Source organism: Streptomyces longwoodensis (genome assembly GCF_001514125.1).
Lineage (GTDB): Bacteria > Actinomycetota > Actinomycetes > Streptomycetales > Streptomycetaceae > Streptomyces > Streptomyces longwoodensis.
The window spans coordinates 72,338-87,050 of record NZ_KQ948562.1 but is presented as its reverse complement, the minus strand read 5'-3'; the positions used below and the strand labels follow the sequence as shown (position 1 = coordinate 87,050).

Here is a 14,713-nt window from a genome sequence, read left to right as displayed (position 1 = left end):
CAGGCCCACAGGGCCATCAGGCCCACAGGGCCACCAGGGCCACCAGGGCCACCAGGGCCATCAGGCCCACAGGGCCATCAGGCCCACCAGGGCCGTCCGGGTCACCCGCGCAGCCGTCCTCAGTTGCCCGCCACCGACTTGACCGCCACCGACACCGGCGTCGAGCCGCTGATCAGTTCCAGCGTCAGACCCGCCGTCGCCGGGGTGTCCAGCAGCTCGGCCAGGACCCTCGCCACGTCGTCGCGGGGGACCGGACCGCGGCCCGTGCGGGCCTCCAGGCGCACCAGGCCCGTGCCCTTGTCGTCCGTCAGCGAACCGGGGCGCAGCACCGTCCAGTCGAGGGCGTCCAGACCCTGCACGTACGCGTCCGCCTCGCCCTTGGCGCGCAGGTAGACGTCGAAGACCTCGTCGCCCTGGTGCCCGGGGTCCGCGCCCATCGAGGAGACGATCAGGAACCGGCGTACCCCCGCGCGGACCGCCGCGTCCGCGAACAGCACCGCCGCTCCCTTGTCCACGGTGTCCTTGCGGGCCACCCCGCTGTTCGGGCCCGCGCCCGCGGCGAACACCGCCGCGTCCGCGCCCCGCAGCCGTTCCGCGACCTCCTCGACCGACGCCGACTCCAGGTCCAGCAGCACCGGTTCGGCACCCGCCTCCCGCAGATCGTCAGCCTGTTCCGGCTTGCGGATGATCCCCGCGACCTCGTCCCCGCGCCCGGCGAGCAGCCGCTCCAGCCGCAGCGCGATCTGACCATGACCACCAGCGATGACAATGCGCATGATTCCGACCGTACGCCCCCATGGCCGTCGACGCCGTACGACCCCCGGCGGCCCACAACTCCCACCCCATGACCGGACGACCGCCCTCACGCCCCGCCCCGCCCGGCCTCCGGACGACACCGACCCACCCCGCTCCGCCCGGCCTCCGGACGACACCGGCCCACCCCGCCCTACGACACCTCCCCCCGCCCCTGCCGCGGCAGCCCCAGTTCCGCCGCCACCGCCGAGTTGCAGTACTCGCGGACCGCGCTGGTCCGTGCCACCACGCGCCCCCGGTGGATCACGATCCTGCTGTACGCGAGCGACAGTGCCGCCGACAGCCGGTCGCCGCGCACCGCCAGCAGGTCGGCCGGGAAGCCCGCCTCCACCCGCACCTCGGGCAGGCCCAGCACCGCCCGCGCGGACGTGCTGACCGCGTCGTAGGCGTCCTCGGGGCGCAGGCCGTGGCGGGAGGCCAGCAGGTAGGCCGCCTCCAGCGGGTCGCCCCGGCCCACCGGGTTGGACACGTCCCGCAGGGCGCCGCTGCCCGCCGCGAGGCGCACTCCGGCCGCGCGCAGCAGTCGTACCGGCGCCGTGCCGTGGCCCTCCACGCCGCCACAGCCGCCCTGCGGCAGGCACACCACGGTGATGCCCGCGGCGGCGAGCTGGTCGGCGGTGCGCGAGGCGGCGTCGGCGGGCAGCCGGGCCAGGCTGCCGCACGGGCTGAGGGTGACCCCGGGGCGCAGGCCGCCGGCCATCGCCGCCACGCGCGCGAGGCGGGCCGGGTCGGCGGCGTCGGTGTGCAGGTCGACGGGACAGCCGTGCTCGGAGGCGACCTCCAGGACGGCCTCCACGTAGCCCGTGGGGTCGGGGTCGAGGTCCGGGCAGCCGCCGACCACCGAGGCGCCCATCTTCAGCGCGTCGCGCAGCATCGCGAGCCCGTCCGCGCCGGCCGCCCCGGTCAGCAGCCGGGGGACCGCCACCGTGGTCAGCTCGGCGAGGCCGCGCAGCGAGCGCCGGGCCTGCAGGACGGCGCCCAGCGCGCCCAGGCCCTGCACGTCGCCCACGCGCACGTGCGCGCGCAGCGCGGTGGCGCCGTGGCCGAGCTGGAGCAGGGCCGCCTCGGTGGCGCGGCGCTGGACGTCCTCGGGGACGTAGGAGACGGGACCGTCGGTGTCGGCGGACAGGGCCGTGTCGGCGTGGGCGTGCGGCTCGGCGGGGGCGGGCAGCAGGAGGTAGCCGGTCAGGTCGACGCGCGAACCGCGGGCCGGTCCGGCGGCCAGGCTGCCCGCGGTGCCGACCGCCTCGATCCGTCCGCCGCCCAGCCGCACGTCCACCGTGCGGCCGTCGGTGAGGCGGGCGCCGCACAGCAGGAGGGCGGTCGGGTCCGGCTGTCCCGCGGCGTCCGGCGAGGAGGACGAGGGGGGCTGCTGCGGCTGGCTGTCGGGCATCGCACTCCAGGGGCAAGATCACGCAGAGTGAGTCGAGCCTAGGGCGGCGGTACGGCGGTGCCGGGGAGGAGCGCAATAGTCGTACCGGCGTGGCCTGGGCGTACGGGCGCGGGCACGCCGGTACGACGGTGCGGTGCGGAGGCCCGCGCGCGGACGGGCCGCGGGACGGTCACGGAGCGCTCGTGGCGGGGTCGCGCGGACGCCCCGGGGGAGGCCGCGGGGAGGGCCCGGTCGAAGGGCGCGAAACGGATTTGGGCGAACGGCGGGGGACCGTGTAATGTCTTCATCGCTCGCCCCAATAGCTCAGTCGGCAGAGCGTCTCCATGGTAAGGAGAAGGTCAACGGTTCGATTCCGTTTTGGGGCTCTGGTGAGAGAGGTTCCCGTCGCAAGACGGGTTCCGATTGATCCGAAGCGGTGTAGCTCAGTCGGTAGAGCAAGCGGCTCATAATCGCTGTGTCACCGGTTCAAGTCCGGTCACCGCTACTGACAGTAGCCGATTGTGGGGTCGGTCCTTCGATCGGCTACTCTTCTTTGCGTTGAATCAGTCCATCCGTTCGTCTTAGGAGCACTCACGTGGCTGCCACCGACGTCCGCCCGAAGATCACGCTGGCCTGCGTGGAGTGCAAGGAGCGGAACTACATCACCAAGAAGAACCGGCGTAACAACCCGGATCGTCTGGAGATGAAGAAGCACTGCCCGCGTTGCAACGCGCACACCGCGCACCGCGAAACGCGATAAATCAGGCTCGTACACGAGGCCGCCCCCGCAGTCGGGGGGCGGCCTCGTGTCGTTCCGGCCCCGGTTACCGGCCGGTTCCGGCCGGCCGCGGGCTGACCACGAGGTCAACCACAGCCAACATCAGGAGGTGCCGGGCCATGGCGCTCGACCAGTCCTTCGTGGGGCGGAGCTACCCGCCCACCGAGCCCTACGAGGTGGGCCGGGAGAAGATCCGTGAGTTCGCCGAGGCGGTGGGCGACGCCAACCCCGCGTACACGGACCCGGAGGCCGCGAAGGCGCTCGGGCACCCCGATGTGATCGCCCCGCCGACCTTCGTGTTCGCCATCACCTTCAAGGCCGCCGGCCAGGTCGTCCGCGACCCCCAGCTCGGCCTCGACTACGACCGCGTGGTGCACGGCGACCAGAAGTTCTCCTACGTCCGTCCCCTGCGCGCCGGCGACCGGCTGACCGTGACCTCCACGATCGAGACGATCCGGTCCATGGCCGGCAACGAGATCCTGGACGTCCGCGGTGAGGTGCACGACGAGGCGGGCGAGCACGTGGCCACCGCGTGGACCAAGCTCGTGGCGCGCGGGGCCGACGCCGAGCAGGACACCACGGCAGGGGAGGCGTGAGCACCACCATGACGGCGAAGATCGCTTACGACGACGTCGAGGTCGGCACCGAGCTGCCCGCGCGGACGTTCCCCGTGACCCGGGACACCCTCGTGCGGTACGCGGGGGCCTCCGGTGACTTCAACCCCATCCACTGGAACGAGAGGTTCGCCAAGGAGGTCGGACTGCCGGACGTCATCGCGCACGGCATGTTCACCATGGCCGAGGCGGTCCGGGTGGTCACCGACTGGACCGGCGACCCCGGCGCGGTCGTCGAGTACGGCGTCCGCTTCACCCGGCCCGTCGTCGTGCCCGACGACGACAAGGGGGCCGTGATCGAGGTCACCGGCAAGGTCGCCGCCAAGCTGGAAGACCACATCGTCCGCGTGGACCTCACGGTCACCAGCGGCGGCCAGAAGGTGCTCGGCATGTCCCGGGCGGTCGTCCGACTGGCGTGAGCCCGACGGCGCAGGCCGGCCGGGCGGACGCCTGAGCCGGGTAAGAGGCGCCCGCCAGGAGAGCGCCTCTTACCCGAGCGGGTACGTCCTACCCGGCCGGAGCCCGGGAAATGCGCGCCGCGCGCGTGAGCCGGGAAACGGCACGCGGGCGCCCGCGGCCGCACCGCCGACTCGACGGCTCGGCCCCCGGAGGGTCTCGTAGGGTGGGACCGTGCAGGTACTTCACGATGTTCCCCTCGCCCCCCTGACCACCTTCCGGCTCGGTGGGCCCGCGGCGCGCCTGGTGACCGCCACGACCGACGCCGAGGTCGTCGAGGCCGTGCGGGAGGCCGACGCCGCCGGGACGCCGCTGCTGGTCGTCGGCGGCGGGTCGAACCTCATCATCGGGGACAAGGGCTTCGACGGAACCGCGCTGAGGATCGCCACGCGCGGGTTCGAACTCGTCGGCAACCGGCTGGAGCTGGCCGCCGGCGAGGTGTGGACCGACGCCGTCGGCCGCACGGTCGAGGCCGGCCTCGCGGGCATCGAGTGCCTGGCCGGCATCCCCGGCTCCGCGGGCGCCACGCCGATCCAGAACGTCGGCGCGTACGGCCAGGAAGTGTCCAGCACGATCACCGAGGTCGTCGCCTACGACCGCACGTCCGGTGAGACGGTCGTGCTCTCCGGCGCCGAGTGCGCCTTCTCCTACCGGCACAGCCGCTTCAAGGCCGACCCCGAGCGCTACGTCGTCCTGCGCGTCCGGTTCGAACTGGAGGACGCCGGGGGCCTGTCCGCACCGCTGAAGTACGCCGAGACCGCCCGCGCGCTGGGCGTCGAGCCCGGCGACCGCGTGCCGCTCGCCGACGCGCGCGAGACCGTGCTGAAGCTGCGCGCCGGGAAGGGCATGGTGCTCGACCCCGAGGACCACGACACCTGGTCCGCCGGGTCCTTCTTCACCAACCCGATCCTCACCGAGGCCGACTTCGCCGCCTTCCACGCGCGCGTGAAGGAGCGGCTGGGCGAGGACGCCGAGCCGCCCGCCTACCCGGCCGGCCCCGGCCGCACCAAGACCTCCGCCGCCTGGCTGATCGACAAGGCCGGCTTCACCAAGGGATACGGCAGCGGACCCGCCCGCATCTCCACCAAGCACACCCTCGCCCTGACCAACCGGGGCGGGGCCACCACCGAGGACCTGCTGGCGCTGGCCCGCGAAGTCGTCGCCGGGGTGCGCGAGGCGTTCGGCGTCACCCTGGTCAACGAGCCGGTGACGGTCGGCGTCCAGCTCTGAGACGGCCGACCGGCCCCTGAGGCCGTCGGCACCACCAGGACAGCCCTCGTGGCCGAGCGGCCGCCGCCCTACGCGGGATCCGCCGCCAGCCAGTCGTCCACGCCCCCCAGCAGCTTGGTCTTCACGTCCTCCGGGGCCGCCGAGCCGCGGATCGACTGCCGGGCCAGTTCCGCCAGTTCGCGGTCCGTGAAGCCGTGGTGGCGGCGGGCCAGCTCGTACTGGGCGGCGAGGCGCGCGCCGAACAGGAGGGGGTCGTCGGCGCCCAGGGCCATCGGGACGCCCGCCTCGAAGAGCGTGCGCAGCGGCACGTCCTCCGGCTTCTCGTAGACGCCCAGCGCCACGTTCGACGTCGGGCACACCTCGCAGGTGATCCGGCGGTCGGCGAGCCGCTGCAGCAGCCGTGGGTCCTCCGCCGCGCGCACGCCGTGGCCGATGCGCGCGGCGTGCAGGTCGTCCAGGCAGTCGCGCACGGAGGCCGGGCCGGTCAGCTCGCCGCCGTGCGGCGCCGACAGCAGGCCGCCCTCGCGCGCGATGTGGAAGGCGCGGTCGAAGTCGCGCGCCATGCCCCGGCGTTCGTCGTTGGACAGCCCGAAGCCGACCACGCCCCGGTCGGTGTACCGCACCGCGAGCCGCGCGAGGGTGCGCGCGTCCAGCGGGTGCTTCATCCGGTTGGCGGCGACCAGGACGCGCATGCCCAGGCCCGTCTCGCGGCCGGCCGCGTCCACGGCGTCCAGGATGACCTCCATCGCCGCGATCAGCCCGCCCAGCCGCGGGGCGTACGACGTGGGGTCCACCTGGATCTCCAGCCAGCCCGAGCCGTCCCTGATGTCCTCCTCGGCGGCCTCGCGGACCAGCCGCTGGATGTCCTCCGGCTCCCTGATGCACGAGCGCGCGGCGTCGTACAGCCGCTGGAAGCGGAACCAGCCGCGTTCGTCCGTCGCCCGCAGCCGGGGCGGTTCCCCGCCGGTCAGCGCGTCGGTCAGCGCCTCCGGCAGGCGCACCCCGTACTTGTCGGCCAGCTCCAGCAGGGTCGCCGGCCGCATCGAGCCGGTGAAGTGCAGGTGCAGATGGGCCTTCGGCAGCTCAGAGACATCACGTACACGCTCCATCCCAGGATCCTGCCGTACGGCGGCGGCCTCCCGGAAGCGGATTCCCCGGACGGGGTCTTGCCCGAACGAAGGAACGCCAACGGAAAGGGCACCCCGGGACGTGCCCGGGGTGCCCTTCAGGCAGTGGACGCGGCTCAGTCCCGCGCCTCCGCCAGCAGCTTCTGGATCCGGCTGACGCCCTCGACCAGGTCCTCGTCACCGAGGGCGTAGGACAGCCGCAGGTAGCCCGGCGTGCCGAACGCCTCGCCCGGGACGACCGCGACCTCGGCCTCCTCCAGGATGAGCGCGGCCAGCTCGACGGTGTCCTGCGGGCGCCTGCCGCGGATCTCCTTGCCGATCAGCGCCTTCACCGAGGGGTAGGCGTAGAACGCGCCCTCGGGCTCCGGGCAGAGCACGCCGTCGATCTCGTTGAGCATCCGCACGATCGTCCTGCGCCGCCGGTCGAAGGCCTCGCGCATCGTGTCGACGGCCGACAGGTCGCCGGAGACCGCCGCGAGCGCCGCGGCCTGGGCCACGTTGGAGACGTTGGACGTGGCGTGCGACTGGAGGTTCGTCGCGGCCTTGACGACGTCCTTCGGGCCGATGATCCAGCCCACGCGCCAGCCGGTCATGGCGTACGTCTTGGCGACGCCGTTGACCACGATGCACTTGTCGCGCAGCTCGGGCAGGATCGCCGGCAGCGACACGAAGGTCGCGTCGCCGTAGACCAGGTGCTCGTAGATCTCGTCGGTCAGCACCCACAGGCCGTGCTCGACGGCCCAGCGGCCGATCGCCTCGGCCTCCTCGGCGCTGTAGACCGCGCCGGTCGGGTTGGAGGGGGAGACGAAGAGGACGACCTTCGTCTTCTCCGTGCGCGCCGCCTCCAGCTGCTCGACGGAGACCCGGTAGCCGGTCGTCTCGTCGGCGACCACCTCCACCGGGACACCGCCGGCCAGCCGGATCGACTCCGGGTACGTCGTCCAGTACGGCGCCGGGACGATGACTTCGTCGCCCGGGTCGAGGATCGCGGCGAACGCCTCGTAGATGGCCTGCTTGCCGCCGTTGGTGACCAGGATCTGCGACGGGTCGACCTCGTAGTCCGAGTCGCGCTTGGTCTTCGCGGCGATCGCGGCCTTCAGCTCGGGCAGGCCGCCGGCCGGCGTGTACCGGTGGTACTTGGGGTTCTTGCAGGCCTCGACGGCCGCCTCGACGATGTAGTCGGGCGTCGGGAAGTCGGGCTCACCGGCGCCGAAGCCGATCACCGGACGCCCGGCGGCCTTCAGGGCCTTGGCCTTGGCGTCCACGGCGAGGGTGGCGGACTCGGAGATCGCGCCGATGCGGGCCGAGACCCGGCGCTCGGTGGGAGGGGTTGCAGCGCTCATGGGGCCCATGGTTCCAGACCCGAAACCTGCCCGGCACGCCGGTTTCACGGAGTGGGAACCGACCGGTGGGCCGACAGAACATCAGACTGATTCCCGCCAAGAGCACTTTCCGTTCGACTAGGTGCCCCAGGACCACGTACACTCACACGTCGTTGGCCTCCAGCAGCCGTGCCGCCGTCGGTGTACACCGAGCATCCGGGTGGATGCGGTAGGTTGGGGAACACGCAAAGGGTCGTAGCTCAATTGGTAGAGCACCGGTCTCCAAAACCGGCGGTTGGGGGTTCAAGTCCCTCCGGCCCTGCTTCACACACCTTCGCCAGGATGTGTGCGCAGGTACGTACAGCAATGCACCGCCGTGCGGCTCAGACCGGGCGCGGCACGGCCACGACCCGGGATCAGGTGAGGACGAATGGCGGACGCCGTGGGCTCCATCGACACGCCTGATGCTCAGGACGAGGCGCCGGAGAACAGGAAGAAGTCCCGCAAGGGCGGTAAGCGCGCCAAGAAGGGCCCGCTGAAGCGGCTCGCGCTCTTCTACCGGCAGATCATCGCGGAGCTCCGCAAGGTCGTCTGGCCGACGCGCAACCAGCTGACGTCGTACACGACCGTGGTGATCTTCTTCGTCGCCATCATGATCGCCGTGGTGACCGTGATTGACTATGGACTCAGCCACGCCGCCAAGTACGTCTTCGGCTGAGTCGAGAGCGAAGGGCGCCGAGGTATCCGGCGCCCGTTTCGCATGTTCCACCCCTATGTATCCAGGAAGAAGCAGCCACCGTGTCTGACCAGAACCTGAACGACGCCGTCGAGCCACGTGGAGAAGGCGTCGAGTCCGTCGACGACGAGCTCGACAACGTCGGGGGCGCGGACGAGGACCTGGACGAGGCCGGGGCTGCCGACGCGGACGAGGCCGCCGAGGACGACGCGCCGCTCGCCGAGGACGACGCCGAGACCGAGGACGCCGACGGCGTCGAGGGCACCGCGTCCGCCGAGTCCGCCGAGGACACGGCCGACACCGAGGAGGCCGGCGCCGACGAGGCCGAGGCCGCCGAGGAGGAGCCCGCCGAGCCGGCCGAGCCCGTGGACCCGGTCCAGGCCCTGCGTGACGAGCTGCGTTCCCTGCCCGGCGAGTGGTACGTCATCCACACGTACGCCGGCTACGAGAACCGCGTGAAGACCAACCTGGAGCAGCGCGCCGTCTCGCTGAACGTCGAGGACTACATCTTCCAGGCCGAGGTGCCGCAGGAAGAGGTCGTCCAGATCAAGAACGGCGACCGCAAGACGATCAAGCAGAACAAGCTGCCGGGTTACGTCCTGGTCCGCATGGACCTGACGAACGAGTCCTGGGGCGTCGTCCGCAACACCCCGGGCGTCACCGGCTTCGTCGGCAACGCCTACGACCCGTACCCGCTGACGCTGGACGAGATCGTCAAGATGCTCGCCCCGGAGGCCGAGGAGAAGGCCGCCCGCGAGGCCGCCGAGGCCGAGGGCAAGCCGGCGCCGCAGCGCAAGGTCGAGGTCCAGGTGCTGGACTTCGAGGTCGGCGACTCGGTCACCGTCACGGACGGCCCCTTCGCCACCCTCCAGGCCACGATCAACGAGATCAACGCCGACTCCAAGAAGGTCAAGGGTCTCGTCGAGATCTTCGGCCGGGAGACGCCGGTCGAGCTCAGCTTCGACCAGATCCAGAAGAACTAGCTCCCCACCGGAGCGGGCTCTTCCCCCCGAACCCCGAGCAGGTCAGACCGGCTGTCCAGCTTGTCTGACCTGCTCGTTTTTGGCCGCGCATCTATACCCGTTATCGTTGTGCGGTATGCCTGCGTCAGGGTCGCGACCCGGCCGCGGGCATGGACCCGAAGGAAAGGACCCGGAGAGCAATGCCTCCCAAGAAGAAGAAGGTCACGGGGCTCATCAAGCTCCAGATCAACGCCGGTGCGGCGAACCCCGCCCCGCCGGTCGGCCCCGCGCTGGGTCAGCACGGCGTCAACATCATGGAGTTCTGCAAGGCGTACAACGCCGCGACCGAGTCGCAGCGTGGCTGGGTGATCCCGGTGGAGATCACGGTCTACGAGGACCGCTCCTTCACCTTCATCACCAAGACGCCGCCGGCCGCCAAGATGATCCTCAAGGCCGCGGGTGTCGAGAAGGGCTCCGGCGAGCCGCACAAGACCAAGGTCGCCAAGATCACCGAGGCGCAGGTCCGCGAGATCGCCCAGACCAAGCTCCCCGACCTGAACGCCAACGACCTGGACGCCGCGTCGAAGATCATCGCCGGCACCGCCCGTTCCATGGGCATCACGGTCGAGGGCTGAGCCCCTTCCCCCCAGCAGTAGAAGTGGCAGGGCCTGCTCGGCCCGCACCACGACTCCTCAAGAACACACAGGAGCAGTAGTGAGCAAGCGCAGCAAGTCTCTCCGCGCTGCGGACGCCAAGGTCGACCGGGACAAGCTCTACGCCCCGCTCGAGGCCGTCCGTCTCGCCAAGGAGACCTCCACGACCAAGTTCGACGGCACCGTCGAGGTCGCCTTCCGCCTGGGTGTCGACCCGCGCAAGGCCGACCAGATGGTCCGTGGCACCGTGAACCTCCCGCACGGCACCGGTAAGACCGCCCGGGTCCTGGTCTTCGCGACCGGTGACCGTGCCGAGGCCGCGCGTGCCGCGGGCGCCGACATCGTCGGCGCCGACGAGCTGATCGACGAGGTGTCGAAGGGCCGTCTGGACTTCGACGCCGTCGTCGCCACCCCGGACCTCATGGGCAAGGTCGGCCGCCTCGGCCGCGTCCTCGGCCCCCGTGGTCTGATGCCGAACCCGAAGACCGGCACCGTCACCCCCGACGTCGCCAAGGCCGTCACCGACATCAAGGGCGGCAAGATCGAGTTCCGCGTCGACAAGCACTCGAACCTGCACTTCATCATCGGCAAGGTGTCGTTCGACGACGCCAAGCTGGTGGAGAACTACGGCGCCGCGCTGGAGGAGATCCTCCGTCTGAAGCCGTCCGCCGCCAAGGGCCGCTACATCAAGAAGGCCGCCCTCTCCACCACGATCGGCCCCGGCATCCCGCTGGACCCGAACCGCACCCGCAACCTCCTCGTCGAGGAGGACCCGGCGTCGGTCTGAGACCCCGGTCTGCCGACGGGCCCCGCACCTTCCGAGGTGCGGGGCCCGTTCCCGTTCCCGGACGCCCCGCCCCCGCGGTCGCGGGTGCGGAACTTTCCCGGAGCGCACGCCCTCTTCTGGGCTAGCGTGCGATGAGGGTCATCGCCGGGGGGAGGTACCGATGGGGGTCACGAGGGCGCGCCGGGCACTGGTGTCGGCGGTGCTGGTGACCGCGGCCGCGCTGACGGGGGTGTCCTGCACGGCGTCCTCCGCGGGCCGGCCCGCCGGGCCGACGGCCACCCCGCCCGCCGCGGCGGCCTCCCTCGCCGCCCTGCGCGCCGCCCAGCGGGCCACCGATGGCGCCGCCTCGGCCCGGGTGCGCTCCACGACCGTGATGGGCGGCCAGCTCTCGCTGCGGGCCGACGGGGCGCTGCGCTGGCGCGAACGGCTCACCGGCACCCTCACCATCACGTACACCGGCGGCGCCACGGCCGAGCAGATGCGGGCGCTGGGCGTGACGTCGATGCAGGCCCGCTACCTGCCGGACGCCTACTACGCGCGCCTGGGCGACGCGTTCGCCCGCAGGGCGGGCGGCCGGCACTGGATCCGCTACGCCTACGACGACCTGGACGCCCTCGACGGCGCCGCCGGGGCCGACTTCGCCGAGCAGGTCCGCAACACCACCCCCGGCCAGTCGGTGAAGCTGCTGCTGGAGTCCGACGACGTCCGCCGCACCGGCACGGAAACGGTCGCCGGCCGCCGTACGACGCACTGGACCGGCACCGTCGAGGTGGCCGACGTCTCCGACCCGGAACTGCGCGGCCAGCTGACCCGGGCCGGGATGACCGGCGGGACCGTGGACATCTGGGTCGACCAGCGGAACCTGCTGGTGAAGAAGGTGGAGAAGGGCCGCACCACCAGCGGCGGCTACACGCAGACCGCGTACTACAGCGACTACGGCACCCCGGTCGCGGTGACCTCGCCGCCCGCCGGGGACACCGCCGACTTCACGGAGCTGGCCCCCCAGTCGTGAGCGGTCCTGGGAAATCCCGGAGACGGCGGCGGGACGCCCGGATACGCTCGTGCCGGGTAAAGGGAACGTCATGAAGCCGTGAGGTGCGGGGGACCATGAAGAGGACGATGTACGGCTCGGCGGGGGCGGTGCTGCTCCTGACCGGCGCGGTGGCCTGTCAGGACGGCGGCGCGGACGGGCAGGGCGCGCAGCGCTCCGCGGCCCAGGTGCTGACCGCGGCCTTCGAGAAGACCACCGAGGCCAAGTCGGCCCGGGTGACCATGACCATGTCGGCTCCGGCCACCATGAAGGACGGCGGGAACGTGACGGCGAGCGGCGTCCTCGGCTGGGACCCCGCCGTCATGGACCTCACCGTGGAGGGCTCCGCGCTGGCCGCCGAGCCGGACGCCCCGGAGAAGGTCCGGATGATCTGGCGCGACAACGTCATGTACATGGACATGGGCGAGGCCGCCGCGCGCGAGGCCGACCTGGGCGGCAAGCGCTGGATGAAGATGGACCTCAGTGCGCTCGCCGAGGAGGCGGGCGGGGACGCGCTCGGACGGAAGATGAGCGGCGGCCTGGCGGACATGAACCAGGACCCCGCCCAGCAGCTCGCGCTGCTGCTCGACTCGCCCAACCTCAAGCACCTGGGCAGCGAGAAGATCGACGGGCAGCGGGCCGAGCACTACAAGGGCACGCTGACCGTCGAGGAGATGATGAACTCCAACGACTCCCTCGACCTCCTCGGCCCCGCCGAGCGCAAGCAGCTGCTCGGCAGCATCGAGAAGTCCGGGATCAAGGGCTACGACACCGAGGTCTGGGTCAACGAGGACGACCTGCCGGTGCGGATGGACGTCGCCATGGACACCCCCGAGGGCACAGTCGAGATGAGCATGACCTACGCCGACTACGGCGCTAAGGCCCAGGTGACCGTGCCCCCGGCCGCCCAGACCTTCGACTTCCTGGAGATGTTCCGGGACCTCGGCGAGGCGGGCCGGACGTGACCCGTACGGACGGATTTGCTTGACGGCGACCCGTTCCCGTACGCTCATACAGAAGCCAAAGACCGCTGGTCGTTGCCGTGCGCCTCAAGGGTGTGCGGTGGCCGAAGGATCCGCTGCAAAGTGGGCGACCCGCGCAGGTGACTGTGGAAGAACTCCCGGAGCACGAACGTCCTCGTGCGTGCGCCCGGTCGAGTCCGCCCCGAGCGCCTGCGCCGGGGCGTTTCGTTTTCCCCAGTCCTCCTTCGGGTCCGCGCGGTCAGAATCACCCGGAAGGAGGCCGAGGCTCTATGGCGAGGCCCGACAAGGCTGCCGCGGTGGCCGAGTTGACGGAGCAGTTCCGCAACTCCAGCGCTGCCGTGCTGACCGAGTACCGCGGTCTCACCGTGGCACAGCTCAAGACGCTGCGCCGGTCGCTCGGTGAGAACGCCCAGTACGCCGTGGTGAAGAACACGCTGACCAAGATTGCGGCCAACGAGGCCGGGATCTCGACGCTGGACGACCTGTTCAACGGTCCGACGGCAGTCGCCTTCGTCACCGGTGACCCGGTGGAGTCGGCGAAGGGTCTCCGTGACTTCGCCAAGGACAACCCGAACCTCGTCATCAAGGGCGGTGTCCTTGACGGCAAGGCGCTGTCCGCCGACGAGATCAAGAAGCTTGCGGACCTCGAGTCCCGCGAGGTTCTGCTCTCCAAGCTGGCGGGTGCCATGAAGGGCAAGCAGACGCAGACTGCTCAGCTCCTCCAGGCGCTCCCGACGAAGCTGGTCCGCACGCTGGACGCGCTTCGCGCCAAGCAGGACGAGCAGGGCGGTGCCGAGTAATTCGGCTCGCATCATGACCGCCGCCCCGGCAGCGGTCTAGCGGGCCAACGTACGCCCGCCACTCATGTACATCCGGCACCTGCCGAATAGTGGAAGGAAAGCCATCATGGCTCTCACCCAGGACGAACTGCTTGCCGAGTTCGAGAACATGACCCTCATCCAGCTTTCCGAGTTCGTGAAGGCGTTCGAGGAGAAGTTCGACGTCACCGCCGCCGCGGCCGCCCCGGTCGTCGTCGCCGGCCAGGGTGGCGGCGCCGCCACCGAGGCCCCGGAGGAGAAGGACGAGTTCGACGTCGTCCTCACCGGTGCCGGCGAGAAGAAGATCCAGGTCATCAAGGTCGTGCGCGAGCTCACCTCCCTGGGCCTCAAGGAGGCCAAGGACCTGGTCGACGGCACCCCGAAGCCGGTCCTCGAGAAGGTCAACAAGGAGCAGGCCGAGAAGGCCGCCGAGTCCCTCAAGGCCGCCGGCGCCTCCGTCGAGGTCAAGTGACACCCCTGAGGTTCGCCTGAACCTCTGCGCGTGACCGGAACGGCCCCTGGGGCTGTAACACGAGCGCACCGAAGAGCGATCATCCATCCGGGTGGTCGCTCTTCGGCGTTCCTGGGGGCGCGGCCACGGTTGCCTTGCGCCCCTGTTCAACGGGGGTATGGTGATCTTCGTCGTGTCTCCGGACGCCGCCGGCTCGGGCCGGGGGGCCTTGACGAACCGCACGCAGCGCGCAATTCTCAGGACGCGTCGTCACAACGGTCCGAATCCGAGGCATGGATCGGCGGCGAAGAGGGCAGTATCACCGTGCGTTGAGGGCAGGCATGCCGCAGGCGTATAGGACAGCGAGGGTGTTTGAAAACCGGGCTGCAAACCGGGACTGGACATCAGTGTGCCAAGTGGCTACACTGACCCTTTGCGCTGCCTGTTAGCTGTCCCCTGCCCGTCACCAGGGGTCTGCCCTCGCCTCAGCACGGACGACCGGAACATTCCCGATCGGGGATTCCCGTCTCTGCCGCACTGGCGAGGGGCCGGAAGCGCGTAGTGAGTCCGAGCCCTCGGAA

16 protein-coding genes and 3 tRNA genes are annotated in these 14,713 nt (G+C 71.1%); 15 read left to right on the top strand and 4 right to left on the bottom strand.

The genetic code is table 11. The features are described from left to right. Positions 1 to 119: 119 nt before the first annotated feature. On the bottom strand, positions 120 to 776 hold the full coding sequence (locus AQJ30_RS30610; RefSeq protein ID WP_067240402.1) for an SDR family oxidoreductase: 657 nt from the start codon (positions 774 to 776) through the stop codon (positions 120 to 122). Positions 777 to 946: 170 nt separating this feature from the next. Continuing rightward, on the bottom strand, positions 947 to 2,206 hold the full coding sequence (locus AQJ30_RS30605) for an amidohydrolase family protein (RefSeq protein ID WP_067240400.1): 1,260 nt from the start codon (positions 2,204 to 2,206) through the stop codon (positions 947 to 949). A gap of 292 nt (positions 2,207 to 2,498) precedes the next feature. On the opposite strand from AQJ30_RS30605, the gene AQJ30_RS30600 reads away from it, so the two are divergent. The 6 genes from AQJ30_RS30600 to AQJ30_RS30575 all read left to right on the top strand — a co-directional run bounded on the left by AQJ30_RS30600 (position 2,499) and on the right by AQJ30_RS30575 (position 5,263). Next, a tRNA-Thr gene (locus AQJ30_RS30600) sits at positions 2,499 to 2,571 on the top strand. Between the two features lie 46 nt (positions 2,572 to 2,617). Beyond that, positions 2,618 to 2,690, top strand: a tRNA-Met gene (locus AQJ30_RS30595). 90 nt (positions 2,691 to 2,780) lie between these two features. After that, on the top strand, positions 2,781 to 2,945 hold the full coding sequence (rpmG, locus tag AQJ30_RS30590) for a 50S ribosomal protein L33 (RefSeq protein ID WP_003948671.1): 165 nt from the start codon (positions 2,781 to 2,783) through the stop codon (positions 2,943 to 2,945). Positions 2,946 to 3,082: 137 nt separating this feature from the next. Next, positions 3,083 to 3,559 (top strand): MaoC family dehydratase N-terminal domain-containing protein, encoded by a 477-nt coding sequence (locus tag AQJ30_RS30585; protein ID WP_067240398.1) that lies wholly within the window; start codon positions 3,083 to 3,085, stop codon positions 3,557 to 3,559. An 8-nt stretch (positions 3,560 to 3,567) separates the two neighbouring features. Next, positions 3,568 to 3,996, top strand: a complete 429-nt coding sequence (locus tag AQJ30_RS30580) for a MaoC family dehydratase (RefSeq protein ID WP_067240671.1) — start codon at positions 3,568 to 3,570, stop codon at positions 3,994 to 3,996. A gap of 211 nt (positions 3,997 to 4,207) precedes the next feature. After that, a complete protein-coding gene (locus AQJ30_RS30575) occupies positions 4,208 to 5,263 on the top strand; it encodes a UDP-N-acetylmuramate dehydrogenase (RefSeq protein WP_067240397.1) in 1,056 nt (351 codons plus the stop codon). 68 nt (positions 5,264 to 5,331) lie between these two features. Here AQJ30_RS30575 and AQJ30_RS30570 read toward each other — a convergent pair whose 3' ends face one another. After that, positions 5,332 to 6,372, bottom strand: a complete 1,041-nt coding sequence (locus AQJ30_RS30570; RefSeq protein ID WP_067240395.1) for an adenosine deaminase — start codon at positions 6,370 to 6,372, stop codon at positions 5,332 to 5,334. 134 nt (positions 6,373 to 6,506) lie between these two features. Then, positions 6,507 to 7,733: a pyridoxal phosphate-dependent aminotransferase gene (locus tag AQJ30_RS30565; RefSeq protein ID WP_067240393.1), complete on the bottom strand. Its 1,227-nt coding sequence runs from the start codon at positions 7,731 to 7,733 to the stop codon at positions 6,507 to 6,509. Between the two features lie 228 nt (positions 7,734 to 7,961). Between AQJ30_RS30565 and AQJ30_RS30560 the strand changes: the two genes are divergently transcribed. The 9 genes from AQJ30_RS30560 (at position 7,962) to rplL (ending at position 14,153) form a co-directional block, all read left to right on the top strand. After that, positions 7,962 to 8,034 (top strand) — tRNA-Trp (locus AQJ30_RS30560). Between the two features lie 108 nt (positions 8,035 to 8,142). Then, positions 8,143 to 8,430 carry a preprotein translocase subunit SecE gene (gene secE, locus AQJ30_RS30555; protein ID WP_067240391.1) on the top strand — a complete coding sequence of 96 codons (288 nt, stop codon included), beginning with the start codon at positions 8,143 to 8,145 and terminating at the stop codon, positions 8,428 to 8,430. 80 nt (positions 8,431 to 8,510) lie between these two features. Continuing rightward, positions 8,511 to 9,431, top strand: coding sequence for a transcription termination/antitermination protein NusG (nusG, locus tag AQJ30_RS30550; protein WP_067240389.1), 921 nt, complete (start codon positions 8,511 to 8,513; stop codon positions 9,429 to 9,431). A gap of 179 nt (positions 9,432 to 9,610) precedes the next feature. Then, a complete protein-coding gene (gene rplK, locus AQJ30_RS30545; protein ID WP_055515278.1) occupies positions 9,611 to 10,045 on the top strand; it encodes a 50S ribosomal protein L11 in 435 nt (144 codons plus the stop codon). A 79-nt stretch (positions 10,046 to 10,124) separates the two neighbouring features. Further along, complete coding sequence (gene rplA, locus AQJ30_RS30540) at positions 10,125 to 10,850, top strand: 50S ribosomal protein L1 (protein ID WP_067240387.1); 726 nt, start codon at positions 10,125 to 10,127, stop codon at positions 10,848 to 10,850. Between the two features lie 160 nt (positions 10,851 to 11,010). Continuing rightward, a complete protein-coding gene (locus tag AQJ30_RS30535) occupies positions 11,011 to 11,862 on the top strand; it encodes an SCO4651 family lipoprotein (RefSeq protein ID WP_067240385.1) in 852 nt (283 codons plus the stop codon). 95 nt (positions 11,863 to 11,957) lie between these two features. Beyond that, positions 11,958 to 12,845, top strand: coding sequence for an SCO4651 family lipoprotein (locus tag AQJ30_RS30530; RefSeq protein WP_067240383.1), 888 nt, complete (start codon positions 11,958 to 11,960; stop codon positions 12,843 to 12,845). A gap of 287 nt (positions 12,846 to 13,132) precedes the next feature. Beyond that, entirely contained in the window at positions 13,133 to 13,663 is a 531-nt protein-coding gene (rplJ, locus tag AQJ30_RS30525) for a 50S ribosomal protein L10 (RefSeq protein WP_067240382.1), read from the top strand. Positions 13,664 to 13,769: 106 nt separating this feature from the next. Next, the gene (gene rplL / locus AQJ30_RS30520) at positions 13,770 to 14,153 is read left to right on the top strand and encodes a 50S ribosomal protein L7/L12 (RefSeq protein ID WP_067240380.1); all 384 of its coding nucleotides are present in this window, start codon (positions 13,770 to 13,772) and stop codon (positions 14,151 to 14,153) included. Positions 14,154 to 14,713: the final 560 nt, after the last annotated feature.

Excerpts from the sequence above, each read along its gene's own strand:
- AQJ30_RS30535 (WP_067240385.1), top strand. The coding sequence starts at position 11,011 with ATGGGGGTCACGAGGGCGCGCCGGGCACTGGTGTCGGCGGTGCTGGTG.
- AQJ30_RS30610 (WP_067240402.1), bottom strand. The coding sequence starts at position 776 with ATGCGCATTGTCATCGCTGGTGGTCATGGTCAGATCGCGCTGCGGCTG.
- rplK (WP_055515278.1), top strand. The coding sequence starts at position 9,611 with ATGCCTCCCAAGAAGAAGAAGGTCACGGGGCTCATCAAGCTCCAGATC.
- AQJ30_RS30605 (WP_067240400.1), bottom strand. The coding sequence starts at position 2,206 with ATGCCCGACAGCCAGCCGCAGCAGCCCCCCTCGTCCTCCTCGCCGGAC.
- rplL (WP_067240380.1), top strand. The coding sequence starts at position 13,770 with ATGGCTCTCACCCAGGACGAACTGCTTGCCGAGTTCGAGAACATGACC.
- rplJ (WP_067240382.1), top strand. The coding sequence starts at position 13,133 with ATGGCGAGGCCCGACAAGGCTGCCGCGGTGGCCGAGTTGACGGAGCAG.
- AQJ30_RS30570 (WP_067240395.1), bottom strand. The coding sequence starts at position 6,372 with ATGGAGCGTGTACGTGATGTCTCTGAGCTGCCGAAGGCCCATCTGCAC.
- AQJ30_RS30530 (WP_067240383.1), top strand. The coding sequence starts at position 11,958 with ATGAAGAGGACGATGTACGGCTCGGCGGGGGCGGTGCTGCTCCTGACC.
- AQJ30_RS30565 (WP_067240393.1), bottom strand. The coding sequence starts at position 7,733 with ATGAGCGCTGCAACCCCTCCCACCGAGCGCCGGGTCTCGGCCCGCATC.
- secE (WP_067240391.1), top strand. The coding sequence starts at position 8,143 with ATGGCGGACGCCGTGGGCTCCATCGACACGCCTGATGCTCAGGACGAG.
- AQJ30_RS30585 (WP_067240398.1), top strand. The coding sequence starts at position 3,083 with ATGGCGCTCGACCAGTCCTTCGTGGGGCGGAGCTACCCGCCCACCGAG.
- AQJ30_RS30580 (WP_067240671.1), top strand. The coding sequence starts at position 3,568 with ATGACGGCGAAGATCGCTTACGACGACGTCGAGGTCGGCACCGAGCTG.